Annotated in this window: 18 protein-coding genes; 10 read left to right on the top strand and 8 right to left on the bottom strand. The window is 44.9% G+C overall.

All coding sequences use genetic code 11. The features are described from left to right. Position 1: 1 nt before the first annotated feature. From csdA to N646_RS07095, 4 genes are all read right to left on the bottom strand, one after another. Positions 2 to 1,213: a cysteine desulfurase CsdA gene (csdA, locus tag N646_RS07110; RefSeq protein ID WP_017820776.1), complete on the bottom strand. Its 1,212-nt coding sequence runs from the start codon at positions 1,211 to 1,213 to the stop codon at positions 2 to 4. Then, complete coding sequence (locus tag N646_RS07105; protein WP_006742560.1) at positions 1,213 to 1,812, bottom strand: DJ-1 family glyoxalase III; 600 nt, start codon at positions 1,810 to 1,812, stop codon at positions 1,213 to 1,215. The genes csdA and N646_RS07105 overlap by 1 nt, the downstream gene beginning before the upstream one ends. Next, positions 1,809 to 2,699, bottom strand: a complete 891-nt coding sequence (gene panE, locus N646_RS07100) for a 2-dehydropantoate 2-reductase (RefSeq protein ID WP_017820775.1) — start codon at positions 2,697 to 2,699, stop codon at positions 1,809 to 1,811. The genes N646_RS07105 and panE overlap by 4 nt, the downstream gene beginning before the upstream one ends. 108 nt (positions 2,700 to 2,807) lie before the next feature. Continuing rightward, positions 2,808 to 3,605: a nucleoside-specific channel-forming Tsx family protein gene (locus N646_RS07095; RefSeq protein ID WP_005385292.1), complete on the bottom strand. Its 798-nt coding sequence runs from the start codon at positions 3,603 to 3,605 to the stop codon at positions 2,808 to 2,810. A 323-nt stretch (positions 3,606 to 3,928) separates the two neighbouring features. On the opposite strand from N646_RS07095, the gene N646_RS07090 reads away from it, so the two are divergent. The 4 genes from N646_RS07090 to N646_RS07075 are packed head-to-tail and all read left to right on the top strand — an operon-like array spanning position 3,929 to position 7,165. Then, a complete protein-coding gene (locus N646_RS07090; RefSeq protein ID WP_005380253.1) occupies positions 3,929 to 4,525 on the top strand; it encodes an LON peptidase substrate-binding domain-containing protein in 597 nt (198 codons plus the stop codon). Continuing rightward, a complete protein-coding gene (locus tag N646_RS07085; RefSeq protein ID WP_017820774.1) occupies positions 4,522 to 5,880 on the top strand; it encodes a DUF4397 domain-containing protein in 1,359 nt (452 codons plus the stop codon). The genes N646_RS07090 and N646_RS07085 overlap by 4 nt, the downstream gene beginning before the upstream one ends. 44 nt (positions 5,881 to 5,924) lie before the next feature. Further along, positions 5,925 to 6,509, top strand: coding sequence for an RNA polymerase sigma factor (locus N646_RS07080; RefSeq protein WP_005380255.1), 585 nt, complete (start codon positions 5,925 to 5,927; stop codon positions 6,507 to 6,509). Beyond that, complete coding sequence (locus N646_RS07075; protein WP_017820773.1) at positions 6,506 to 7,165, top strand: ChrR family anti-sigma-E factor; 660 nt, start codon at positions 6,506 to 6,508, stop codon at positions 7,163 to 7,165. Before N646_RS07080 ends, N646_RS07075 begins: the two co-directional genes overlap by 4 nt. 63 nt (positions 7,166 to 7,228) lie before the next feature. Here N646_RS07075 and N646_RS07070 read toward each other — a convergent pair whose 3' ends face one another. The 4 genes from N646_RS07070 to N646_RS07055 all read right to left on the bottom strand — a co-directional run bounded on the left by N646_RS07070 (position 7,229) and on the right by N646_RS07055 (position 10,954). After that, positions 7,229 to 8,581 carry an AmpG family muropeptide MFS transporter gene (locus N646_RS07070; RefSeq protein ID WP_005380257.1) on the bottom strand — a complete coding sequence of 451 codons (1,353 nt, stop codon included), beginning with the start codon at positions 8,579 to 8,581 and terminating at the stop codon, positions 7,229 to 7,231. A 71-nt stretch (positions 8,582 to 8,652) separates the two neighbouring features. Further along, entirely contained in the window at positions 8,653 to 9,198 is a 546-nt protein-coding gene (locus N646_RS07065; protein ID WP_005380258.1) for a peptidylprolyl isomerase, read from the bottom strand. Beyond that, complete coding sequence (locus N646_RS07060; RefSeq protein WP_005380259.1) at positions 9,198 to 9,767, bottom strand: YajG family lipoprotein; 570 nt, start codon at positions 9,765 to 9,767, stop codon at positions 9,198 to 9,200. The genes N646_RS07065 and N646_RS07060 overlap by 1 nt, the downstream gene beginning before the upstream one ends. Before the next feature lie 32 nt (positions 9,768 to 9,799). Next, positions 9,800 to 10,954: a methyltransferase gene (locus tag N646_RS07055; protein ID WP_017820772.1), complete on the bottom strand. Its 1,155-nt coding sequence runs from the start codon at positions 10,952 to 10,954 to the stop codon at positions 9,800 to 9,802. Between the two features lie 243 nt (positions 10,955 to 11,197). Here N646_RS07055 and bolA point away from each other — a divergent pair, with 243 nt between their 5' ends. The 6 genes from bolA (at position 11,198) to nqrE (ending at position 16,567) form a co-directional block, all read left to right on the top strand. After that, positions 11,198 to 11,506: a transcriptional regulator BolA gene (gene bolA, locus N646_RS07050; protein ID WP_005380262.1), complete on the top strand. Its 309-nt coding sequence runs from the start codon at positions 11,198 to 11,200 to the stop codon at positions 11,504 to 11,506. A 474-nt stretch (positions 11,507 to 11,980) separates the two neighbouring features. Further along, positions 11,981 to 13,321 carry a Na(+)-translocating NADH-quinone reductase subunit A gene (locus N646_RS07040; protein ID WP_005380264.1) on the top strand — a complete coding sequence of 447 codons (1,341 nt, stop codon included), beginning with the start codon at positions 11,981 to 11,983 and terminating at the stop codon, positions 13,319 to 13,321. A gap of 5 nt (positions 13,322 to 13,326) precedes the next feature. Next, on the top strand, positions 13,327 to 14,571 hold the full coding sequence (locus tag N646_RS07035) for an NADH:ubiquinone reductase (Na(+)-transporting) subunit B (protein ID WP_005380265.1): 1,245 nt from the start codon (positions 13,327 to 13,329) through the stop codon (positions 14,569 to 14,571). Further along, positions 14,561 to 15,331, top strand: a complete 771-nt coding sequence (locus N646_RS07030; RefSeq protein ID WP_005380267.1) for a Na(+)-translocating NADH-quinone reductase subunit C — start codon at positions 14,561 to 14,563, stop codon at positions 15,329 to 15,331. Before N646_RS07035 ends, N646_RS07030 begins: the two co-directional genes overlap by 11 nt. Then, positions 15,331 to 15,963, top strand: a complete 633-nt coding sequence (locus N646_RS07025; RefSeq protein ID WP_005380269.1) for an NADH:ubiquinone reductase (Na(+)-transporting) subunit D — start codon at positions 15,331 to 15,333, stop codon at positions 15,961 to 15,963. The genes N646_RS07030 and N646_RS07025 overlap by 1 nt, the downstream gene beginning before the upstream one ends. 7 nt (positions 15,964 to 15,970) lie before the next feature. Further along, the gene (gene nqrE, locus N646_RS07020; RefSeq protein WP_005380270.1) at positions 15,971 to 16,567 is read left to right on the top strand and encodes an NADH:ubiquinone reductase (Na(+)-transporting) subunit E; all 597 of its coding nucleotides are present in this window, start codon (positions 15,971 to 15,973) and stop codon (positions 16,565 to 16,567) included. The last annotated feature ends 26 nt before the right edge of the window (positions 16,568 to 16,593 follow it).

The raw sequence follows: 16,593 nt of genomic DNA, 5'->3' as shown, positions 1-16,593 counted from the left end.
GTTATAGCATGTCGACGGCTTTTTCTACGGCGGCGATGAGTCTATCCACATCTTCAGCCGTGTTATAAATACCAAAAGAAACGCGTACCGTGCCTTTAACGTTTAGCGCATCCATCAATGGGTGAGCGCAGTGGTGTCCTGCTCGTACCGCAATGCCTTGTTGATCGAGCAGCGTCGCCATGTCTTGGTGATGAACGCCGTCCATGACGAACGTCAGTACAGAGGCATTCGGTTGATAGCCTAGAATATGGATGTCATCCAAAGCGCTTAGTGCTTGGTAGGCCTTATCCTGAAGCACATGGAGATGATCCTCTACTTCGTGATGGTTAAAACCTTGGTACCACTCAATGGCTTTCGCTAGAGCAATCGCGCCCGCAACGTTTGGTGTGCCCGCTTCAAATTTACCAGGAAGTGCAGAAAACGTCGTTTTCTCGAAAGAAACACGTTCAACCATTTTACCGCCGCCGTGCCATGGTGGCATGGCTTCCAAAAGTTTAAGCTTGCCGTATAAAACCCCAATGCCTGCTGGTGCATAAAGTTTGTGACCTGAGAAAACGTAGAAATCGATATCTGATGCCGATAAATCAAGTTGCTCATGTACGATGCCTTGCGCGCCATCAACTACAATAACCGCGCCAACGTTGTGCGCCAGTTCAGTGATTTTTTCGATAGGTTGGCGTGTGCCTGTTACGTTGGTTATTTGCGCGCAAGCAACAATTTTACAGCGGTCAGACAGAAGCGCCTCAAATGCACTGATGTCGAACTGGCAATCTGATGTCATCGGAACTTTAATGACTTTAGCACCCGTTTGCTCTGCCACGATTTGCCAGGGCACGATGTTGGCGTGGTGCTCCATCTCGCTAATCAAGATCTCATCACCTGGTTGTAACGTGCTACGGGCGTAGGTTTGAGCAATTAAGTTCAGTGCTTCGGTTGCGCCCCGTGTCCAAATGATCTCTTTAGAGCTGTTTGCACCAATAAAGCTTGCCACTCGTTCTCGTGCCGCTTCAAATTGGCTGGTGGCATTAGCCGTTAAACTATGGCTGCCACGGTGAACATTGGCATTTTGCGCACTGTAGTAATGACTGATGACATTAATCACACATTGCGGTTTTTGCGTTGTCGCTGCGCTATCTAGATACACTAAGGGCGTATCGTTGACGGATTGGTTTAGAGCAGGAAATTGCTCGCGTACAGCATTTACGTCAAACATTATTCTTCACCAAGCTTGTGGTAGTGCAGAGTAGGCAGAGGGATCATTGGTTCAGCAACTGACCATGCGTGTTTTTTACCTGAGAGTTGAATGATTACTTCCATCGCGAACTCTAAAGCTGTACCCGGACCTTGACTGGTGATCAGGTTGTGGTTGATATCAAAGGTCACGCGTTTGCTGCGCCACTTCTCTTCCGGGATATGTGACTGAAAGCTCGGGTGACAGGTCATCAGTGATTGTGGGAAAAGATCATGGTGTTGCAATACCAACGCCGGTGCTGCGCAGATAGCAGCGACCAATTTTCCCTCGTAGATGTGCTGCTTAAGGATTTCTATCATCACCGTGCTATCACGAAAAATTTCTGCACCACCAACACCACCAGAAAGCGCTATGGCGTCAAACTCATCATCAGCGATATCGACTAGCTTACAATCGGCAGTTAGTGTGACTCCGCGAGAAGCTTTCATCGTCAATGAGCCATCAAAAGCAGCACTCGCTACTGTAACGTCATAACCCGCGCGAACCATCATGTCGATAACGGTGACGGCTTCCATTTCTTCGGTGCCTGGAGCTATTGGCACTAAGATTTTCTTACTCATTGTTCTGTCCAGCTTTGTTCTATTTGTTTGATGCGTTGGTAAAGTTTTAAATTCTCAGGCGTATTGATACGATGTTTCTCGGCAGCCTTTAACAAGTATCCGGTTATAAAATCAATTTCCGTTCGACGTTGATGGAATACGTCTTGCCTCATTGAAGAATAGTTCTCAGCTGTGGCGTTCACCACTTGCATTACCGTATCGAAAAGAGAGCGAAACTCGATAGCAATACCTTCTTTACTCATTACTTCAACCAGTTCTTGAGTGATGCTTTCGAGTTGTATCTTAAACTCGGGCTGCGCAAGCTCACCATTCTTACACTGGTGAATCGCAGTCAGTGGGTTAATCGCGCAGTTAATTGCTAACTTAGTCCATAACGCAGATTGGATGTGTGGATTCCAAATGACCTCTGGAAGAGCATGATGCATAACATCTTGCAGAAAAGCGCACTGCATTCCTTTGTCATTATAACCACCCGCTTGCGTTGTTCCGTGACCGGTATGCAATACGTGTTGGTTATCTGGTTTGTATGCGCCGTGCGTCGTTGTTGCGAGCACTATCGGATTGTTTGGCACAACCTTCTCCAAGGCAGAGGCAGTACCCATACCATTGTGCATCAGCATGATAATCGTGTCTGTATTGATATGAGGGAGCAAAGGCTGAATGGCGTCTTCCACTTGCCAAGCTTTTACCGTGATCAAAATGAGATCTGCTTTATTTACGGAGGAAATATCTTGATTACTGAATACGATTGCGGGTGTGTCATCCAACTGAAGTGATTGTTGGCTTTCAGAACTTCTTCCCCACAATGAAACATTGTGCCCGGCAAGCTTAAATTTTGTTGCCCAGAGTGAGCCCACCGCACCTGGACCGAGGATAAGGATATTCACCAAACGCTCTCATTAAAAAGGTTTGCTGCAAGGATAATGAGGGAAAAAAGGAAAGCAAATAAAAATGGCGCCGAAAGGCGCCATTTTTGAGCAAACTTAGTGGTTCAATTAGAACTTGTAAGTTACAGCAAGGTAGTGGCCAAAGCCAGTTGACTTGAACCCATCAGTATCTTTGATACCGTACACGTCTTTGTAACCTTTTAGACCGTAACCCACTGCGAAGCGGTCTGAGTGCCAGTAGATACCGTTGAACATTGCACCACCGTTTGACGCGGTTGAACCAAACTTGTTACCAGCATCATCATCCATACCGAATTGGTAATCGATGTAGCCTTGGTAAGAAATGAATGAACCGTTCTCGAAGAAGTAGAATGGTTTGAACCAGTTAGTCGAGATTTGGAAACCGTTCCAATCCTTTTTGTTGCCGTCGTAAGTGCCGTATAGGTTAACACCAACTTTACCAAACCAAGGAACCATTACGTCAGAACCTAGACCGATTTTTTGAGAGTTAACACCAGAGTTACCACCCCACTCGATTAGAGTTGCAACGTATAGCTCTTGAACTGGACCGAAAGATAGGTCTTTACCAGTTACCGCATCTAGAGACATACGTGGAGCGAATTTCATAAAGATCTTCTCTGCGCCAGCTTTGTCGCTACCTGGATCAGAAGTTAGGTTGAATACATCAACGTAGCCGTAAAGGTCGAAGATACCAGAGCGGCCGCCGAATTCCATTTCTAGGTAGTCGTGTGAAGACTCACCTGGAAGTTCGTCAAATGCACCCATTAGGTTAAATTGCATCCACTTGTAATCGTTTTTGTGAATATCGCCGTCAGAGTAATCTGCCGCCATAACTGGAGCTGAAGTAGCCGCTAGAAGGCTAAGAGCTAAAAGTGATTTACGCATAAGGGGACTCTCTATGTTTGTAATGATTCAGAACACGCAATCTGTGCTGCGCTTTCCAATTGGCGGGAATAATAGCGATAAAAATCCCAAATGAAAGTGATAAAGGGTGCAAAATGAAACGTTTTTGGTGAGTTGCATCACGAAATTATCTTTATTTACGGAACTTTTTGTTTGTTGCATTTTATTGCAATAAATGTGTGATTTGGATCGTTTGCGTGAGCGATTTTATGACTTTTTAAGCCAGTCGATTAACCAACATAAATCGTTAGTGATCGGAGTGATAAGGGATTCGTATGTATCCGTGAATCAAAGAGGACGTTTGAATGAAAGAAGTCATGTTATTCCCACTCACTTCAGTTGTACTCCCTGAAGGTAAAATGAATCTGCGCATTTTTGAGCCACGATATAAGCGAATGGTAAAGGAATGCAGCCTACAAAATGTGGGTTTTGGAGTTTGCCTAGTAGGAAGTGAAGGTGACCCTAAAGACGTGGGTAACGTTTCATCTATCGGAACTTTGGTCAGGATTGTTGATTTTGAAACACTCAGTGATGGTCTTCTTGGTATTACAGTCGCTGGTGAGAAACGCTTTGTTGTCAAACGAGTTCGTGCAGATGCGGACGGCTTACGCCATGCAGAGGTCGAATGGTTAGACAATTGGCAACATCCAGACAACTCACCAGATTTCTTCTATTTAAGCCAGCAGTTATCCCATGTTTATGAAGAGTTTCCTCAACTTGGAAACCTCTACCAGCATCGTTTTTACGATGACTCAGCTTGGGTGACCCAGCGCTGGCTTGAATTACTTCCTTTAGACTGCAATCTGTTCGAACAGCTCGTTGGCGCAGAGAACTGCATTCCTGCGTTGCAATTTCTGACAGAAGCCATAGAAGCCCCGACTAACAAAGAGGCAAGGATATGAAAGGATTTGGCAGAGCTGCGCTAACTATGGTGGCGGCATTAGGACTGGCGGCGTGTGGCTCCGACAGTGACACTATCGAGTATTCCAATTTACAAGCAGTGCACGCGTCTTCTGATGCGCCGCTTGCAAATGTGTGGATCAACGATAAACCATCATTAACGAATGTTGATTATGGTGTGGGATCTGGCTACGTTAAATTGCGAGAGGGGATGAATTCGATTCAGGTCGATGTTCAGCTCCCAGGTAATGAAACCGCGACCGTAATACCCAAAACAGAACTAGATCTTGATTCCGACCTCAATTATAACGTGTTCGTTGTTGGCGATGCCGATGGTTCGCCAAACCCAGTTGAGCCTTTAGTTGTGACTCGCAGCGCCGATTCAATGGCTGATGCCAATAGTCTAGATGTTCAAGTTGTTCATGCAGCTTCAGGCGTTCCTGCTGTTGATCTTTATGTCACTGAGCCAGGTGTTGCTCTTGCTAGCGCGACTCCAATAACTAACCTTGCTTACAAAGCTTCTACCGACGTATTGAACATCCCAGCTGGTGAGTATCAAGTTCGACTTGCCGTAGGAGACAGCGTTGCTTTTGACTCCGGCACAGTACCTCTTGCGGCTAATTCCAACTTGACGATTGCCGCTATCGGCACAGGAGATTCGAATAGCACGTCACCTGTCAAACTCTTGGTGTTGGACGGTTCGGGCTCTTCTATAATTGAAGATATGGGCAGCCAAGCTGAAGTAAGAGTCGGACACCTTGTCGATGGAGCGCCAGTCGTCGATGTTAACGTTAACGGGGCGGCCTTCGCTCCTCTTGCCGACTTAGCGTTCAAAGAGATTCGTGGTTATTTGGATCTTGCTGCTGGCGCTTACGATATTGACTTTTACGTGGATGGCACAACAACCAATCCGATCATAGATGTTGACGGGTTAATGGTTGCAGGTGGAATGGATTACAGTGTTTATGCAGTCGGTGTTGTTAGCCCAGCGATTGATATCGAAGCTCTGGTTGTTGAAGATATGAGACGCGCTGTGGCGACTAGCGCGACATTGAATGTGACACACGCTGCGGCTAATCCTATAGCGGAAATGGTGGATATTTACCTCACTACGAGTGCAGGAATAGATGGAAGTGATCCAACTATTGCTAATTTTGCGTATAAAAATAGCGTACAAGGATTATATGTCGCTGAAGGTACATATTATGTAACGGTAACAGTGGCTGGTAACCCAAGTATTGTTGCGGTTGACTCAGCACCAGTCAATGTAATGAACGGTGTTGTGTACCAAGTCGTTGCCATTGATGATGGGAACAACGGTGGTTTCAACTTGTTGGTCGATGACGTGACCGATTAGGACGAATGGGAGGAGGAGACTCCTCCCACAAATTAAGGCCGATTATGATGAGTGATAGCCCGAAAAAACTGGGGCGCAGTGATTGGAACGATTACATGGATAAAGTGAAGGCTCGAGACAAAGATGCGTTCGCTTTTGTATTCCGTTTTTACGCACCCAAGCTGAAGCAATTCGCTTACAAACATGTTGGTAATGAGCAAGTTGCTATGGAGATGGTGCAAGAGACCATGGCGACAGTTTGGCAGAAAGCGCACCTCTATGATGGTGAAAAGAGCGCGTTATCGACTTGGATATATACCATAATCCGAAACCTTTGTTTTGATTTGCTGAGAAAACAGAAAGGTAAGGAATTACACATTCATTCTGATGACATTTGGCCGTCAGAGTATTATCCACCTGATCTTGTTGATCACTATTCACCAGAACAAGATATGTTGAAAGAACAGGTGGTTAAGTTTTTAGATATATTACCGAAAAACCAGAGAGATGTTTTACAAGCGGTATATCTTGAAGAGCTACCTCATCAACAGGTCGCGGAATTATTTGATATACCCCTCGGTACTGTAAAATCCAGGCTGAGGCTTGCAGTAGAAAAGCTAAGGCATTCAATGCATACGGAGCAACTATGAACAAACACCCAGATAACAGCTTGTTAGAAGCATACGCTTCGGGAAGCATTGATGCGGTTTCTGGTCTTGTGGTCGCAACCCATTTAGAAACATGCACCAAGTGCCGAGCTTATGTGAACCAAGTCGAAGCAAGTCAAGCGAACATCGTAAGTGACATACCTTCTGAGTATGTTTCTGAATTTGACGACATGTTTAATGACATCATCAATGCGGAGCCAGCGACTGATAATATCGTGATCCGCGACTCTGCTGCTGTTAATGTCGCAGGAAAAAGTTTCGCTCTTCCTAAAACTCTAGCGCGTTTCTCTGACCTCGTAGGGTCATGGAGAAGTTACGGAGGCAAGGTTTTTAGTGCTCAGATTGACCTAGGGGAAGACGCTCGTGTCAGCTTAATGTACATCGGGGAAGATGTGCAAATTCCTCAACATACGCACAAAGGCCTGGAGTCTACATTGATCCTGCATGGCGGATTTAGTGACGAGGATGGCCAATATGAACAGGGCGATTTGATGATTAGAGACGCATCAGTGAAGCACAGCCCTTACACTAAGGCCGGAGAAGACTGCTTGTGTTTAACCGTATTGACTGAGCCGATGATCTTTACTCAAGGCGTGGCACGTATATTTAATATGTTTGGTAAAGGGTTATACCCATAGACCTCTTATCTTATATCTCGCAAAACAAAAACCACCGAATTCGGTGGTTTTTTATATGTTTCGTTAATGCTTGTGACGTGCTTTTTCCAATAGAGCATCAAAGTAATGTCGTAGCGAGTACAACATAATCAAGCTTGGCACGACCATGACAGCGGTAAGCACGAAGAATGTGCTCCAATCATTAAGATAATCCACTAGCTCGCCACTGAAAGAAGCAAGAGTCGTCCGTCCGAAGTTTCCTAGAGAAGCAAGCAACGCATACTGAGTTGCCGAAAATGCTTGTCCGGTTAGAATCGTCAAAAATGAAACAAAAGCGACAGTTGAGAAAGCAGTCGTAAAGTTATCGACAATAATCGTGGCTAAGTACAAGTGCTCGTTTGGGCCTACCGAAGCAATCCAAGCAAACATCAAGTTACTGGCAGACATAGCAATACCACCGATCATTAATCCACGTACAATACCAAACCTAACGTTGAACATGCTTCCGACAAAAGTAAAGAAGATGGTGGCTCCCCAACCAATCAGTTTGGAGTAATAGCCAATTTGTTCATTGCTAAAACCAATATCTTTGTAGAACGCGATCGACATCCTGCCCAAAAACGCTTCGCCAATTTTAAATAGGAAAACGAACAGCAACAGAGTAATCGCGACACGGACACCATTGCGATTAAAGAAATCAAGGAAAGGTTCCACAACAGTCACGGTAAACCAAGCTACGACTTTCGAACCAACCACTTCTTTGTGGCGTTGTTCAGCGGCAGACTGAAGTTGTTCGCGTTGAGTCTTAGGTTCACCGACTAAAATCGTAAAGACCATTAGAATGCCGACTATCACCGCCATCCCGTAATACACACCATTCCAACCGACACTGTCAGCATTAACAAACGCTAAATAACCCGGTAGTGAATAACCTGTCCACCAGCCAATGACCGCCATTGCAGAAGCTTGAGGCAGTTTAGACTCTTCTGACTTTGGGAAAGTATCAATACGAAAAGCATCAATTGCGATGTCTTGTGTCGCTGAAGCCGTTGCAATACACAAGGCGAGTAGTGACGCAAACACCAAGTTTTCCGCTGGATTAACACCGGCAATAAATAGGGTAGCGACGAGTACGATACTTTGACAAAAGAAAATCCAGCTACGTCTTTGCCCCAGCAGTCTAAAGAGGACTGGCAGCTTCACGCGGTCAACCAGAGGTGCCCACAGAAAGTTGATCGCATAGACCGCAAAAACGCTACCAAAATAGCCAATTGCGGAGAGGGTCAAGCCGGCATCTTTTAGCCAACCTGACATGTTTGAACCGATAAGAACCCACGGAAAGCCGCTAGAGCAGCCCAGCATGAAAACCCACATGAGTCGTTTATCGAGGTAACTTTTTACCGTTTCCAACCAAGTGATGGAAGGTAATGAAGACATAAATCAATCCAATAAAATGAAGCCGTTGAAAGAGAAAGCCCTTCGATTATTCAAAGGGCTTATCGTTTTGGCTATTTAAGTAGTGTAGCTTTGGTGATGACGATTTGCGTCTCTGGTACATCACGCATTCGGCCTACCGTCGTGGTCGGCTGCTGAGCCATTTTCTGGATAACGTCGAACCCCTCAGTAACCTCACCAAATACAGCATAACCTGGTGGTCGAGCGCCATAGTTGAGAAAGTCATTGTCGACTAAGTTGACGAAAAACTGACGAGTTGCAGAGTTTGGTGCATTGGTTCGTGCCATGGCGATGGTAGCACGGTCATTGTTTAGACCATTATTTCCTTCGTTTTTGATTGGCGCGTATGTTTTCACCATCTGCATATCTTGGTTAAAGCCGCCACCTTGTGCCATGAAGCCTGGGATAATACGATGAAATATAGTACCCTCGTAGCTCCCATCTTCTACATATTTTAGAAAATTAGCGACAGTGATAGGTGCTTTCTCTTCGTTTAACTCAACCGTAAATGAACCAAGTGTCGTTTCAAACGCTACTTTTGGTCCAGCCCAAACGCTGCAGCTGAGTAGTGCTAAGGACAGAATCGCTTTGCGTAACATTAGAAACGCTCCTGCATGTATTGACGAAGCTCAGGGTCATTGGCAATCTCTTTAAGCGTCAATGTCACCACATCATTCAATGTCTCTTCAATATCGGCATCAGAAGCACTCAATGTGCCAGATCGCTTTGCTGTACCTGTATAAGTTTTGACTAGCTTGCCCTCAGGTGTCTCTGCTGTGATTTCCAGCACAACTTTAGCATCCATCTCATTTTCCATCACCGAATGCTTCACGTTGACCAACGCTTCTTGAACGCTCAATTCAATCGCGTTGTTGCTGTTTAGATCCGCATGGAAACCTTGAGATGAGAATTGCTTCTCTAATGCTTCTTCTAACGCAATACGTAAATTCTGTTTAGCATGAAGAGGAAGAATGTTCGAACGGCCGTTATCCACCAACGCCACGTACTGCGCTGCACGTACATCTTTGCTGGTCAAACTGTAAGTCTTGCCTTGAACAATTGGATTGGTGCTCAATGTGCTTTCTGGCATCAGGTTCAGCTGAGGTTGTTGAGGGGCTGAACACGCAGCAAGCAACGCAACCGAAGCCGCAAGTACCAATTTTCTCATTTTATTATTCCTTTTAACTATTTTGCTAAAGCTTATTTTGCGCTTAATTTAGCAGGATTTTTTGTAGCCTGTAAAATCACAAACTTATTGTTGGAAGCGATAAGTTTCACATTTTTATCGCCAAACAGACGTTTGAGTTTTGCGTCGTACCCGAGGTGACGATTTCCGATAACCAGTAAACGGCCATTTTCACTTAATACTTGTTTAGCATCGCAGAACATTTGCCAAGCAATATGATCGGTGATTGCCTGTTGTTGATGAAACGGTGGATTACACATAACCATAGAGCTGCTGCAGTGTTTAAAACCGTCCAAGCAATTGTTCGCTATGCACTGTATGTCTCTATTTTCACCAAGGTTGTCGCGTAGGTTCTGTTTTGCCGACTCAAGCGCCATAAAGCTTTCATCAACACATGTTAGCCGAGCATTTGGATTCAACTGACCAAATTTAACAGACAGAACACCATTGCCGCAGCCGAGGTCGATGACATTGTCTATTGAAGGGTCTTGAGGCAGGTGCTGCAGCATAAAGCGTGCACCTAAATCTAAACTTTCTCCTGAATAGACATTTGGCATGTTCTTGAGTTCGATATCTTCGCCATCAACGCGCCAAGTCGTGAAAGGCATTACTTCAATCGTAGGCTCAACTGTTGCTTGAGAAAACACCAATCTGTGCTTTTTCCAGGCCAAAGATGTTTTTGTTTCGCCTAAGTATTTTTCAAACAGTTTTAGCGTCGAAGTATGAATGTCTTTCGCTTTATTGACTGCAATGACGGGGCAGGAAGCCGGTAGCGCCTTTCTTAATTGGCTTAGTATCCACACTAGATGGCGGTTACTTTTGGGCAGTTGCAGCAAGACGAGATCAATATTGGCAGGAACGAGGTCCATCGTGGTGGCAAACGCTACTTTATTGCACTGGTTTTGCTCGAGATTTTGCTGTGCACCTTTATGTGAGATGAATGAATCACTCATTAGCGTTACATGGTGCTTTTCCGAAAACCAGCAGGAGAGGGCACCAAAGCTGTCATTAATCACGAGGATGTTTTGATTGTCTGGCAAAGCAAGCTCTTCAACATGATTAATAAGATACTCATCACCGGCATCCCACGCTTGTAGCGTTTCGTTACTACGTTTTGGGAAACGATGAAGTGTTAAGCTTCGCTCGTGAAGGTTCAGTTCGGTTTTCATAGCTAAATGTAAGTTGATTTAGAAATTAAGTGTTATTGTCGCAAATGATGACGTGTCGAGATACAAAAAGCTGTCAAATTTTACGAGTTCAGTGATGGCTGCTCTTTAGACATGTTCGTGGAGTCAAGCGCCTTGAGACAATATGTCTACAAAGTGCGTCAATAATGAGAGTGACGTTTGAGTGATGCATGTCTGCTTTACTTAGGTATATACTTATGGAATTCGCATCAATGAGGAACGAATATGATCCAAGAAATCATAGAGAAGAAACTACACAGTGAGCTGCAACCCAGCTATCTCAAAGTCATTAATGAGAGCTACATGCATAATGTGCCACCAGGCTCAGAGAGTCATTTCAAAGTGATTGTTGTGAGTGATTCGTTCGCGGGACAGCGTTTGATTGGGCGCCATCGTCAAGTTCATCAAATTTTGGCAGATGAACTGGACAACCACATTCATGCATTAGCTATTCATACATACACTGATGAAGAGTGGAAGCGTGAACAAGATGGCGCCCCTGATAGCCCGATGTGTATGGGTGGTGGTCACTAAAAACGCAAGATATAAAGGTGCAGAGAAAAGGTGGCTTAAGGCCATCTTTTTTCGTTTTACATTCTTAAGGGACGTTAACGTGAAACAAATTCTGGTTAAAAAATGTGTTAACAGTGTTTCAACAAATGAATGGAAATTGCAGAATATTTCAGGCGATGAATATCACTTTTCCATAAGATATGTATGGAATATGGCATTTGTGCGATGGGTCAAAGTTATGACTATTCTTTGACCTTTTAGACCTGATTCTACCGAAATAACCCCTCTATTCTAATGATTGATCATGGCATCAAGTTCCTAAAAAATGCTAGACTACGGCACCTGATAAATCTCGCGTATTCCTTGTGACGAGATTTTTAATAGGATGTTGCGATTTTGATGTTTAAAACAACATCAAAACCGGACACTGATGTCGTGTCTAAAAGTTACGCAATCAAAAGAATCTTTTTCCCGATAAAAGTAGTGCAAGTGCGTATGATTACAATAAAGAAGGGCTTGGATCTTCCTATCGCAGGAACTCCATCCCAGGTGATTAATGATGGTAAGACCATCAAAAAAGTCGCCTTGCTTGGCGAAGAGTACGTTGGCATGCGACCTACCATGCATGTCCGCGTTGGTGATGAAGTGAAAAAAGCGCAAGTTCTTTTTGAAGATAAAAAGAACCCAGGCGTGAAATTTACTGCACCAGCAGCCGGTAAAGTGATCGAAGTTAACCGTGGCGCTAAACGTGTCCTTCAATCTGTAGTGATTGAAGTGGCAGGTGAAGAGCAGGTGACATTTGATAAGTTCGAAGCCGCTCAACTTTCAGGTCTAGATCGTGAAGTGATCAAGACTCAGTTGGTTGACTCTGGCTTATGGACCGCTTTACGTACTCGTCCGTTCAGCAAGGTTCCTGCAATCGAGTCTTCTACTAAGGCTATTTTCGTAACTGCAATGGATACTAATCCACTAGCAGCTAAGCCTGAGTTGATCATTAATGAGCAACAAGAAGCATTCATTGCTGGTCTAGACATTCTTTCAGCCCTGACAGAAGGCAAGGTTTACGTATGTAAATCTGGCACTAGCTTGCCACGCTCTTCACAGTCTAACGTAGAAGAACACGTCTTCGATGGCCCTCACCCAGCAGGTCTTGCTGGCACCCACATGCATTTCCTATACCCAGTAAATGCAGAGAATGTGGCATGGAGCATCAACTACCAAGACGTTATCGCGTTCGGTAAGCTGTTCCTAACTGGTGAGCTATGCACAGATCGTGTTGTGTCTCTAGCTGGCCCAGTTGTGAATAACCCTCGTCTAGTTCGTACCGTAATGGGTGCAAGCTTAGATGACCTAACAGATAACGAGCTGATGCCTGGCGAAGTTCGTGTGATCTCTGGTTCAGTACTAACAGGTACACATGCAACTGGTCCACACGCATACCTTGGCCGTTACCATCAACAGGTTTCTGTATTACGTGAAGGCCGTGAAAAAGAACTATTTGGCTGGGCAATGCCTGGTAAGAATAAGTTCTCGGTAACTCGCTCTTTCCTTGGTCACGTATTCAAAGGTCAGTTGTTCAATATGACAACGACGACCAATGGTAGTGATCGTTCAATGGTTCCAATTGGCAACTACGAACGCGTAATGCCTCTAGATATGGAGCCTACTTTGCTGCTTCGTGATCTATGTGCCGGCGACACAGACAGTGCTCAAGCACTGGGTGCGCTTGAACTGGATGAAGAAGATCTAGCATTGTGTACCTTTGTATGTCCAGGTAAGTACGAGTACGGTACGTTACTTCGTGAATGCCTAGATACTATCGAGAAGGAAGGGTAATTTTCATGGCTCTTAAAAAGTTTCTTGAAGACATCGAGCATCATTTTGAGCCTGGTGGCAAACACGAAAAATGGTTTGCCCTGTACGAAGCTGTAGCAACAGTTTTTTACACGCCAGGTATCGTAACAAATAAAAGCTCGCACGTTCGTGATAGCGTTGACCTAAAACGTATCATGATCATGGTTTGGTTTGCGGTATTCCCAGCAATGTTCTGGGGTATGTACAACGCAGGTGGCCAAGCTATTGCAGCACTTAACCACATGTACGCTGGTGACCAACTAGCGACAGTTATCGCAGGTAACTGGCACTACTGGCTAACAGAAATGCTTGGCGGCACTATCGGTGCGGAAGCGGGTGTTGGCAGTAAGATGCTACTAGGTGCGACTTACTTCCTGCCAATCTACGCAACAGTATTTATTGTTGGTGGCTTCTGGGAAGTGTTGTTCTGTATGGTGCGTAAACACGAAGTTAACGAAGGTTTCTTTGTAACTTCTATCTTATTCGCACTTATCGTTCCACCAACGCTACCTCTATGGCAAGCGGCACTAGGTATCACATTTGGTGTTGTTGTAGCAAAAGAGATCTTCGGTGGTACAGGTCGTAACTTCCTTAACCCTGCACTTGCAGGTCGTGCATTTCTATTCTTCGCTTACCCAGCGCAAATTTCGGGTGACGTAGTATGGACTGCAGCTGACGGCTTCTCTGGTGCAACTGCTCTTAGCCAATGGGCTCAAGGTGGTAACGGTGCTCTAGTTAACACAGTAACTGGCGCTCCTATCACTTGGATGGACGCGTTCATCGGTAACATCCCTGGCTCTATTGGTGAAGTATCGACTCTAGCTCTAATGATCGGTGCAGCGATGATCGTTTACATGCGAATCGCTTCATGGCGCATCATTGCGGGTGTGATGATCGGTATGATCGCAGTATCGACTCTGTTTAACGTGATCGGTTCTGACACTAATCCAATGTTTAATATGCCATGGCACTGGCACCTAGTTCTAGGTGGTTTTGCATTCGGTATGTTCTTCATGGCAACGGACCCAGTATCAGCGTCATTTACTAGCAAAGGTAAATGGTGGTACGGCATCCTGATTGGTGCAATGTGTGTGATGATCCGTGTAGTTAACCCAGCGTACCCAGAAGGTATGATGCTGGCGATTCTATTCGCGAACCTATTCGCACCTCTGTTCGACCATGTAGTGATTGAGAAGAACATCAAGCGGAGACTAGCACGCTATGGCAAGTAATAACGACAGCATTAAAAAGACGCTGGGTGTTGTTATCGGGTTGAGCCTTGTTTGTTCAATCATCGTATCAACAGCAGCAGTAGGTCTGCGTGATAAGCAAAAAGCTAACGCTGTCCTAGATAAGCAATCAAAGATCGTTGAAGTTGCAGGCATTGACGCAAACGGTAAGAAAGTACCAGAGCTATTTGCTGAGTACATCGAACCTCGTCTAGTAGACCTTGAAACAGGTAACTTTACTGAGGGTAATGCATCTACGTACGATCAACGTGAAGCATCAAAAGATGCAGAACGTTCAATCGCATTGACACCAGAAGAAGACGTAGCTGATATCCGTCGTCGCGCGAATACAGCAGTGGTGTACCTTGTAAAAGATCAAGATGAAGTCCAAAAAGTTATCCTGCCTATGCACGGTAAAGGACTATGGTCGATGATGTATGCCTTTGTAGCCGTTGAAACTGATGGTAACACTGTGTCTGCTATTACTTACTACGAGCAAGGTGAAACTCCTGGACTTGGTGGTGAAGTAGAGAACCCTTCATGGCGCGATCAATTCATTGGCAAGAAATTGTACAATGAAGATCACCAGCCAGCGATTAAGGTCGTGAAAGGCGGCGCACCGCAAGGTTCTGAGCACGGTGTTGATGGCCTATCAGGAGCGACGCTCACTAGTAATGGTGTTCAACACACATTTGACTTCTGGTTAGGTGATATGGGCTTTGGTCCTTTCCTAGCAAAAGTTCGTGACGGAGAACTTAACTAATGTCTAGTGCACAAAACGTTAAAAAGAGCATCCTAGCGCCAGTGTTGGATAACAACCCAATCGCGCTACAAGTTCTTGGTGTATGTTCTGCTCTTGCAGTAACAACTAAACTAGAAACAGCTTTTGTAATGACACTAGCGGTAACATTTGTAACTGCGTTGTCTAACTTCTCTGTTTCATTGATCCGTAACCACATTCCTAACAGTGTGCGTATCATCGTTCAGATGGCAATCATCGCATCGTTAGTAATCGTGGTAGACCAAGTGCTAAAAGCTTACCTATACGATATCTCTAAACAGCTATCTGTATTCGTTGGTCTGATTATCACTAACTGTATCGTAATGGGTCGTGCTGAAGCATTCGCAATGAAGTCTGCGCCAGTACCATCTCTTATTGACGGTATTGGTAACGGTCTAGGTTACGGCTTCGTTCTTATCACTGTAGGTTTCTTCCGTGAGCTATTTGGCTCAGGCAAACTATTTGGTCTAGAAGTTCTACCTCTAGTGAGCAACGGTGGTTGGTACCAGCCTAACGGCCTAATGCTACTAGCACCATCAGCATTCTTCCTAATCGGCTTCCTTATCTGGGTAATCCGTATTCTGAAACCAGAACAAGTAGAAGCGAAGGAGTAAGGACGTCATGGAACATTACATTAGTCTGTTAGTTAAATCGATTTTCATCGAAAACATGGCTCTGTCTTTCTTCCTAGGTATGTGTACTTTCCTTGCCGTATCTAAGAAGGTTAAGACCTCTTTCGGCCTAGGTGTTGCAGTTGTGGTAGTTCTGACTATCGCTGTTCCTGTGAACAACCTGGTATACAACCTAGTTCTGAGAGAGAACGCGTTAGTTGAGGGCGTGGACCTTAGCTTCCTAAACTTCATCACCTTTATCGGTGTAATTGCAGCACTTGTACAGATTCTAGAGATGGTCCTAGACCGTTTCTTCCCACCTTTGTACAACGCGCTAGGCATCTTCCTACCGCTGATCACAGTAAACTGTGCAATCTTCGGTGGTGTATCTTTCATGGTACAACGTGACTACAACTTTGCTGAATCGATCGTTTACGGTTTCGGCTCTGGTGTGGGCTGGATGCTAGCAATCGTTGCTCTTGCAGGTATCCGTGAGAAGATGAAGTACTCTGACGTACCTCCAGGTCTACGTGGTCTTGGTATCACATTTATCACTGTAGGTCTTATGGCGTTAGGCTTTATGTCTTTCTCTGGTGTTCAACTGTAAGTCGGGTAAACCGCAACAATTAAGGA

Origin of the sequence: Vibrio alginolyticus NBRC 15630 = ATCC 17749, assembly GCF_000354175.2 — a bacterium.
GTDB lineage: Bacteria > Pseudomonadota > Gammaproteobacteria > Enterobacterales > Vibrionaceae > Vibrio > Vibrio alginolyticus.
This window is presented reverse-complemented; position numbering and strand designations above follow the sequence as displayed.

Excerpts from the sequence above, each read along its gene's own strand:
- csdA (WP_017820776.1), bottom strand. The coding sequence starts at position 1,213 with ATGTTTGACGTAAATGCTGTACGCGAGCAATTTCCTGCTCTAAACCAA.
- N646_RS07105 (WP_006742560.1), bottom strand. The coding sequence starts at position 1,812 with ATGAGTAAGAAAATCTTAGTGCCAATAGCTCCAGGCACCGAAGAAATG.
- N646_RS07095 (WP_005385292.1), bottom strand. The coding sequence starts at position 3,605 with ATGCGTAAATCACTTTTAGCTCTTAGCCTTCTAGCGGCTACTTCAGCT.
- N646_RS07090 (WP_005380253.1), top strand. The coding sequence starts at position 3,929 with ATGAAAGAAGTCATGTTATTCCCACTCACTTCAGTTGTACTCCCTGAA.
- N646_RS07085 (WP_017820774.1), top strand. The coding sequence starts at position 4,522 with ATGAAAGGATTTGGCAGAGCTGCGCTAACTATGGTGGCGGCATTAGGA.
- N646_RS07080 (WP_005380255.1), top strand. The coding sequence starts at position 5,925 with ATGATGAGTGATAGCCCGAAAAAACTGGGGCGCAGTGATTGGAACGAT.
- N646_RS07075 (WP_017820773.1), top strand. The coding sequence starts at position 6,506 with ATGAACAAACACCCAGATAACAGCTTGTTAGAAGCATACGCTTCGGGA.
- N646_RS07070 (WP_005380257.1), bottom strand. The coding sequence starts at position 8,581 with ATGTCTTCATTACCTTCCATCACTTGGTTGGAAACGGTAAAAAGTTAC.
- N646_RS07065 (WP_005380258.1), bottom strand. The coding sequence starts at position 9,198 with ATGTTACGCAAAGCGATTCTGTCCTTAGCACTACTCAGCTGCAGCGTT.
- N646_RS07060 (WP_005380259.1), bottom strand. The coding sequence starts at position 9,767 with ATGAGAAAATTGGTACTTGCGGCTTCGGTTGCGTTGCTTGCTGCGTGT.
- N646_RS07055 (WP_017820772.1), bottom strand. The coding sequence starts at position 10,954 with ATGAAAACCGAACTGAACCTTCACGAGCGAAGCTTAACACTTCATCGT.
- bolA (WP_005380262.1), top strand. The coding sequence starts at position 11,198 with ATGATCCAAGAAATCATAGAGAAGAAACTACACAGTGAGCTGCAACCC.
- N646_RS07040 (WP_005380264.1), top strand. The coding sequence starts at position 11,981 with ATGATTACAATAAAGAAGGGCTTGGATCTTCCTATCGCAGGAACTCCA.
- N646_RS07035 (WP_005380265.1), top strand. The coding sequence starts at position 13,327 with ATGGCTCTTAAAAAGTTTCTTGAAGACATCGAGCATCATTTTGAGCCT.
- N646_RS07030 (WP_005380267.1), top strand. The coding sequence starts at position 14,561 with ATGGCAAGTAATAACGACAGCATTAAAAAGACGCTGGGTGTTGTTATC.
- N646_RS07025 (WP_005380269.1), top strand. The coding sequence starts at position 15,331 with ATGTCTAGTGCACAAAACGTTAAAAAGAGCATCCTAGCGCCAGTGTTG.
- nqrE (WP_005380270.1), top strand. The coding sequence starts at position 15,971 with ATGGAACATTACATTAGTCTGTTAGTTAAATCGATTTTCATCGAAAAC.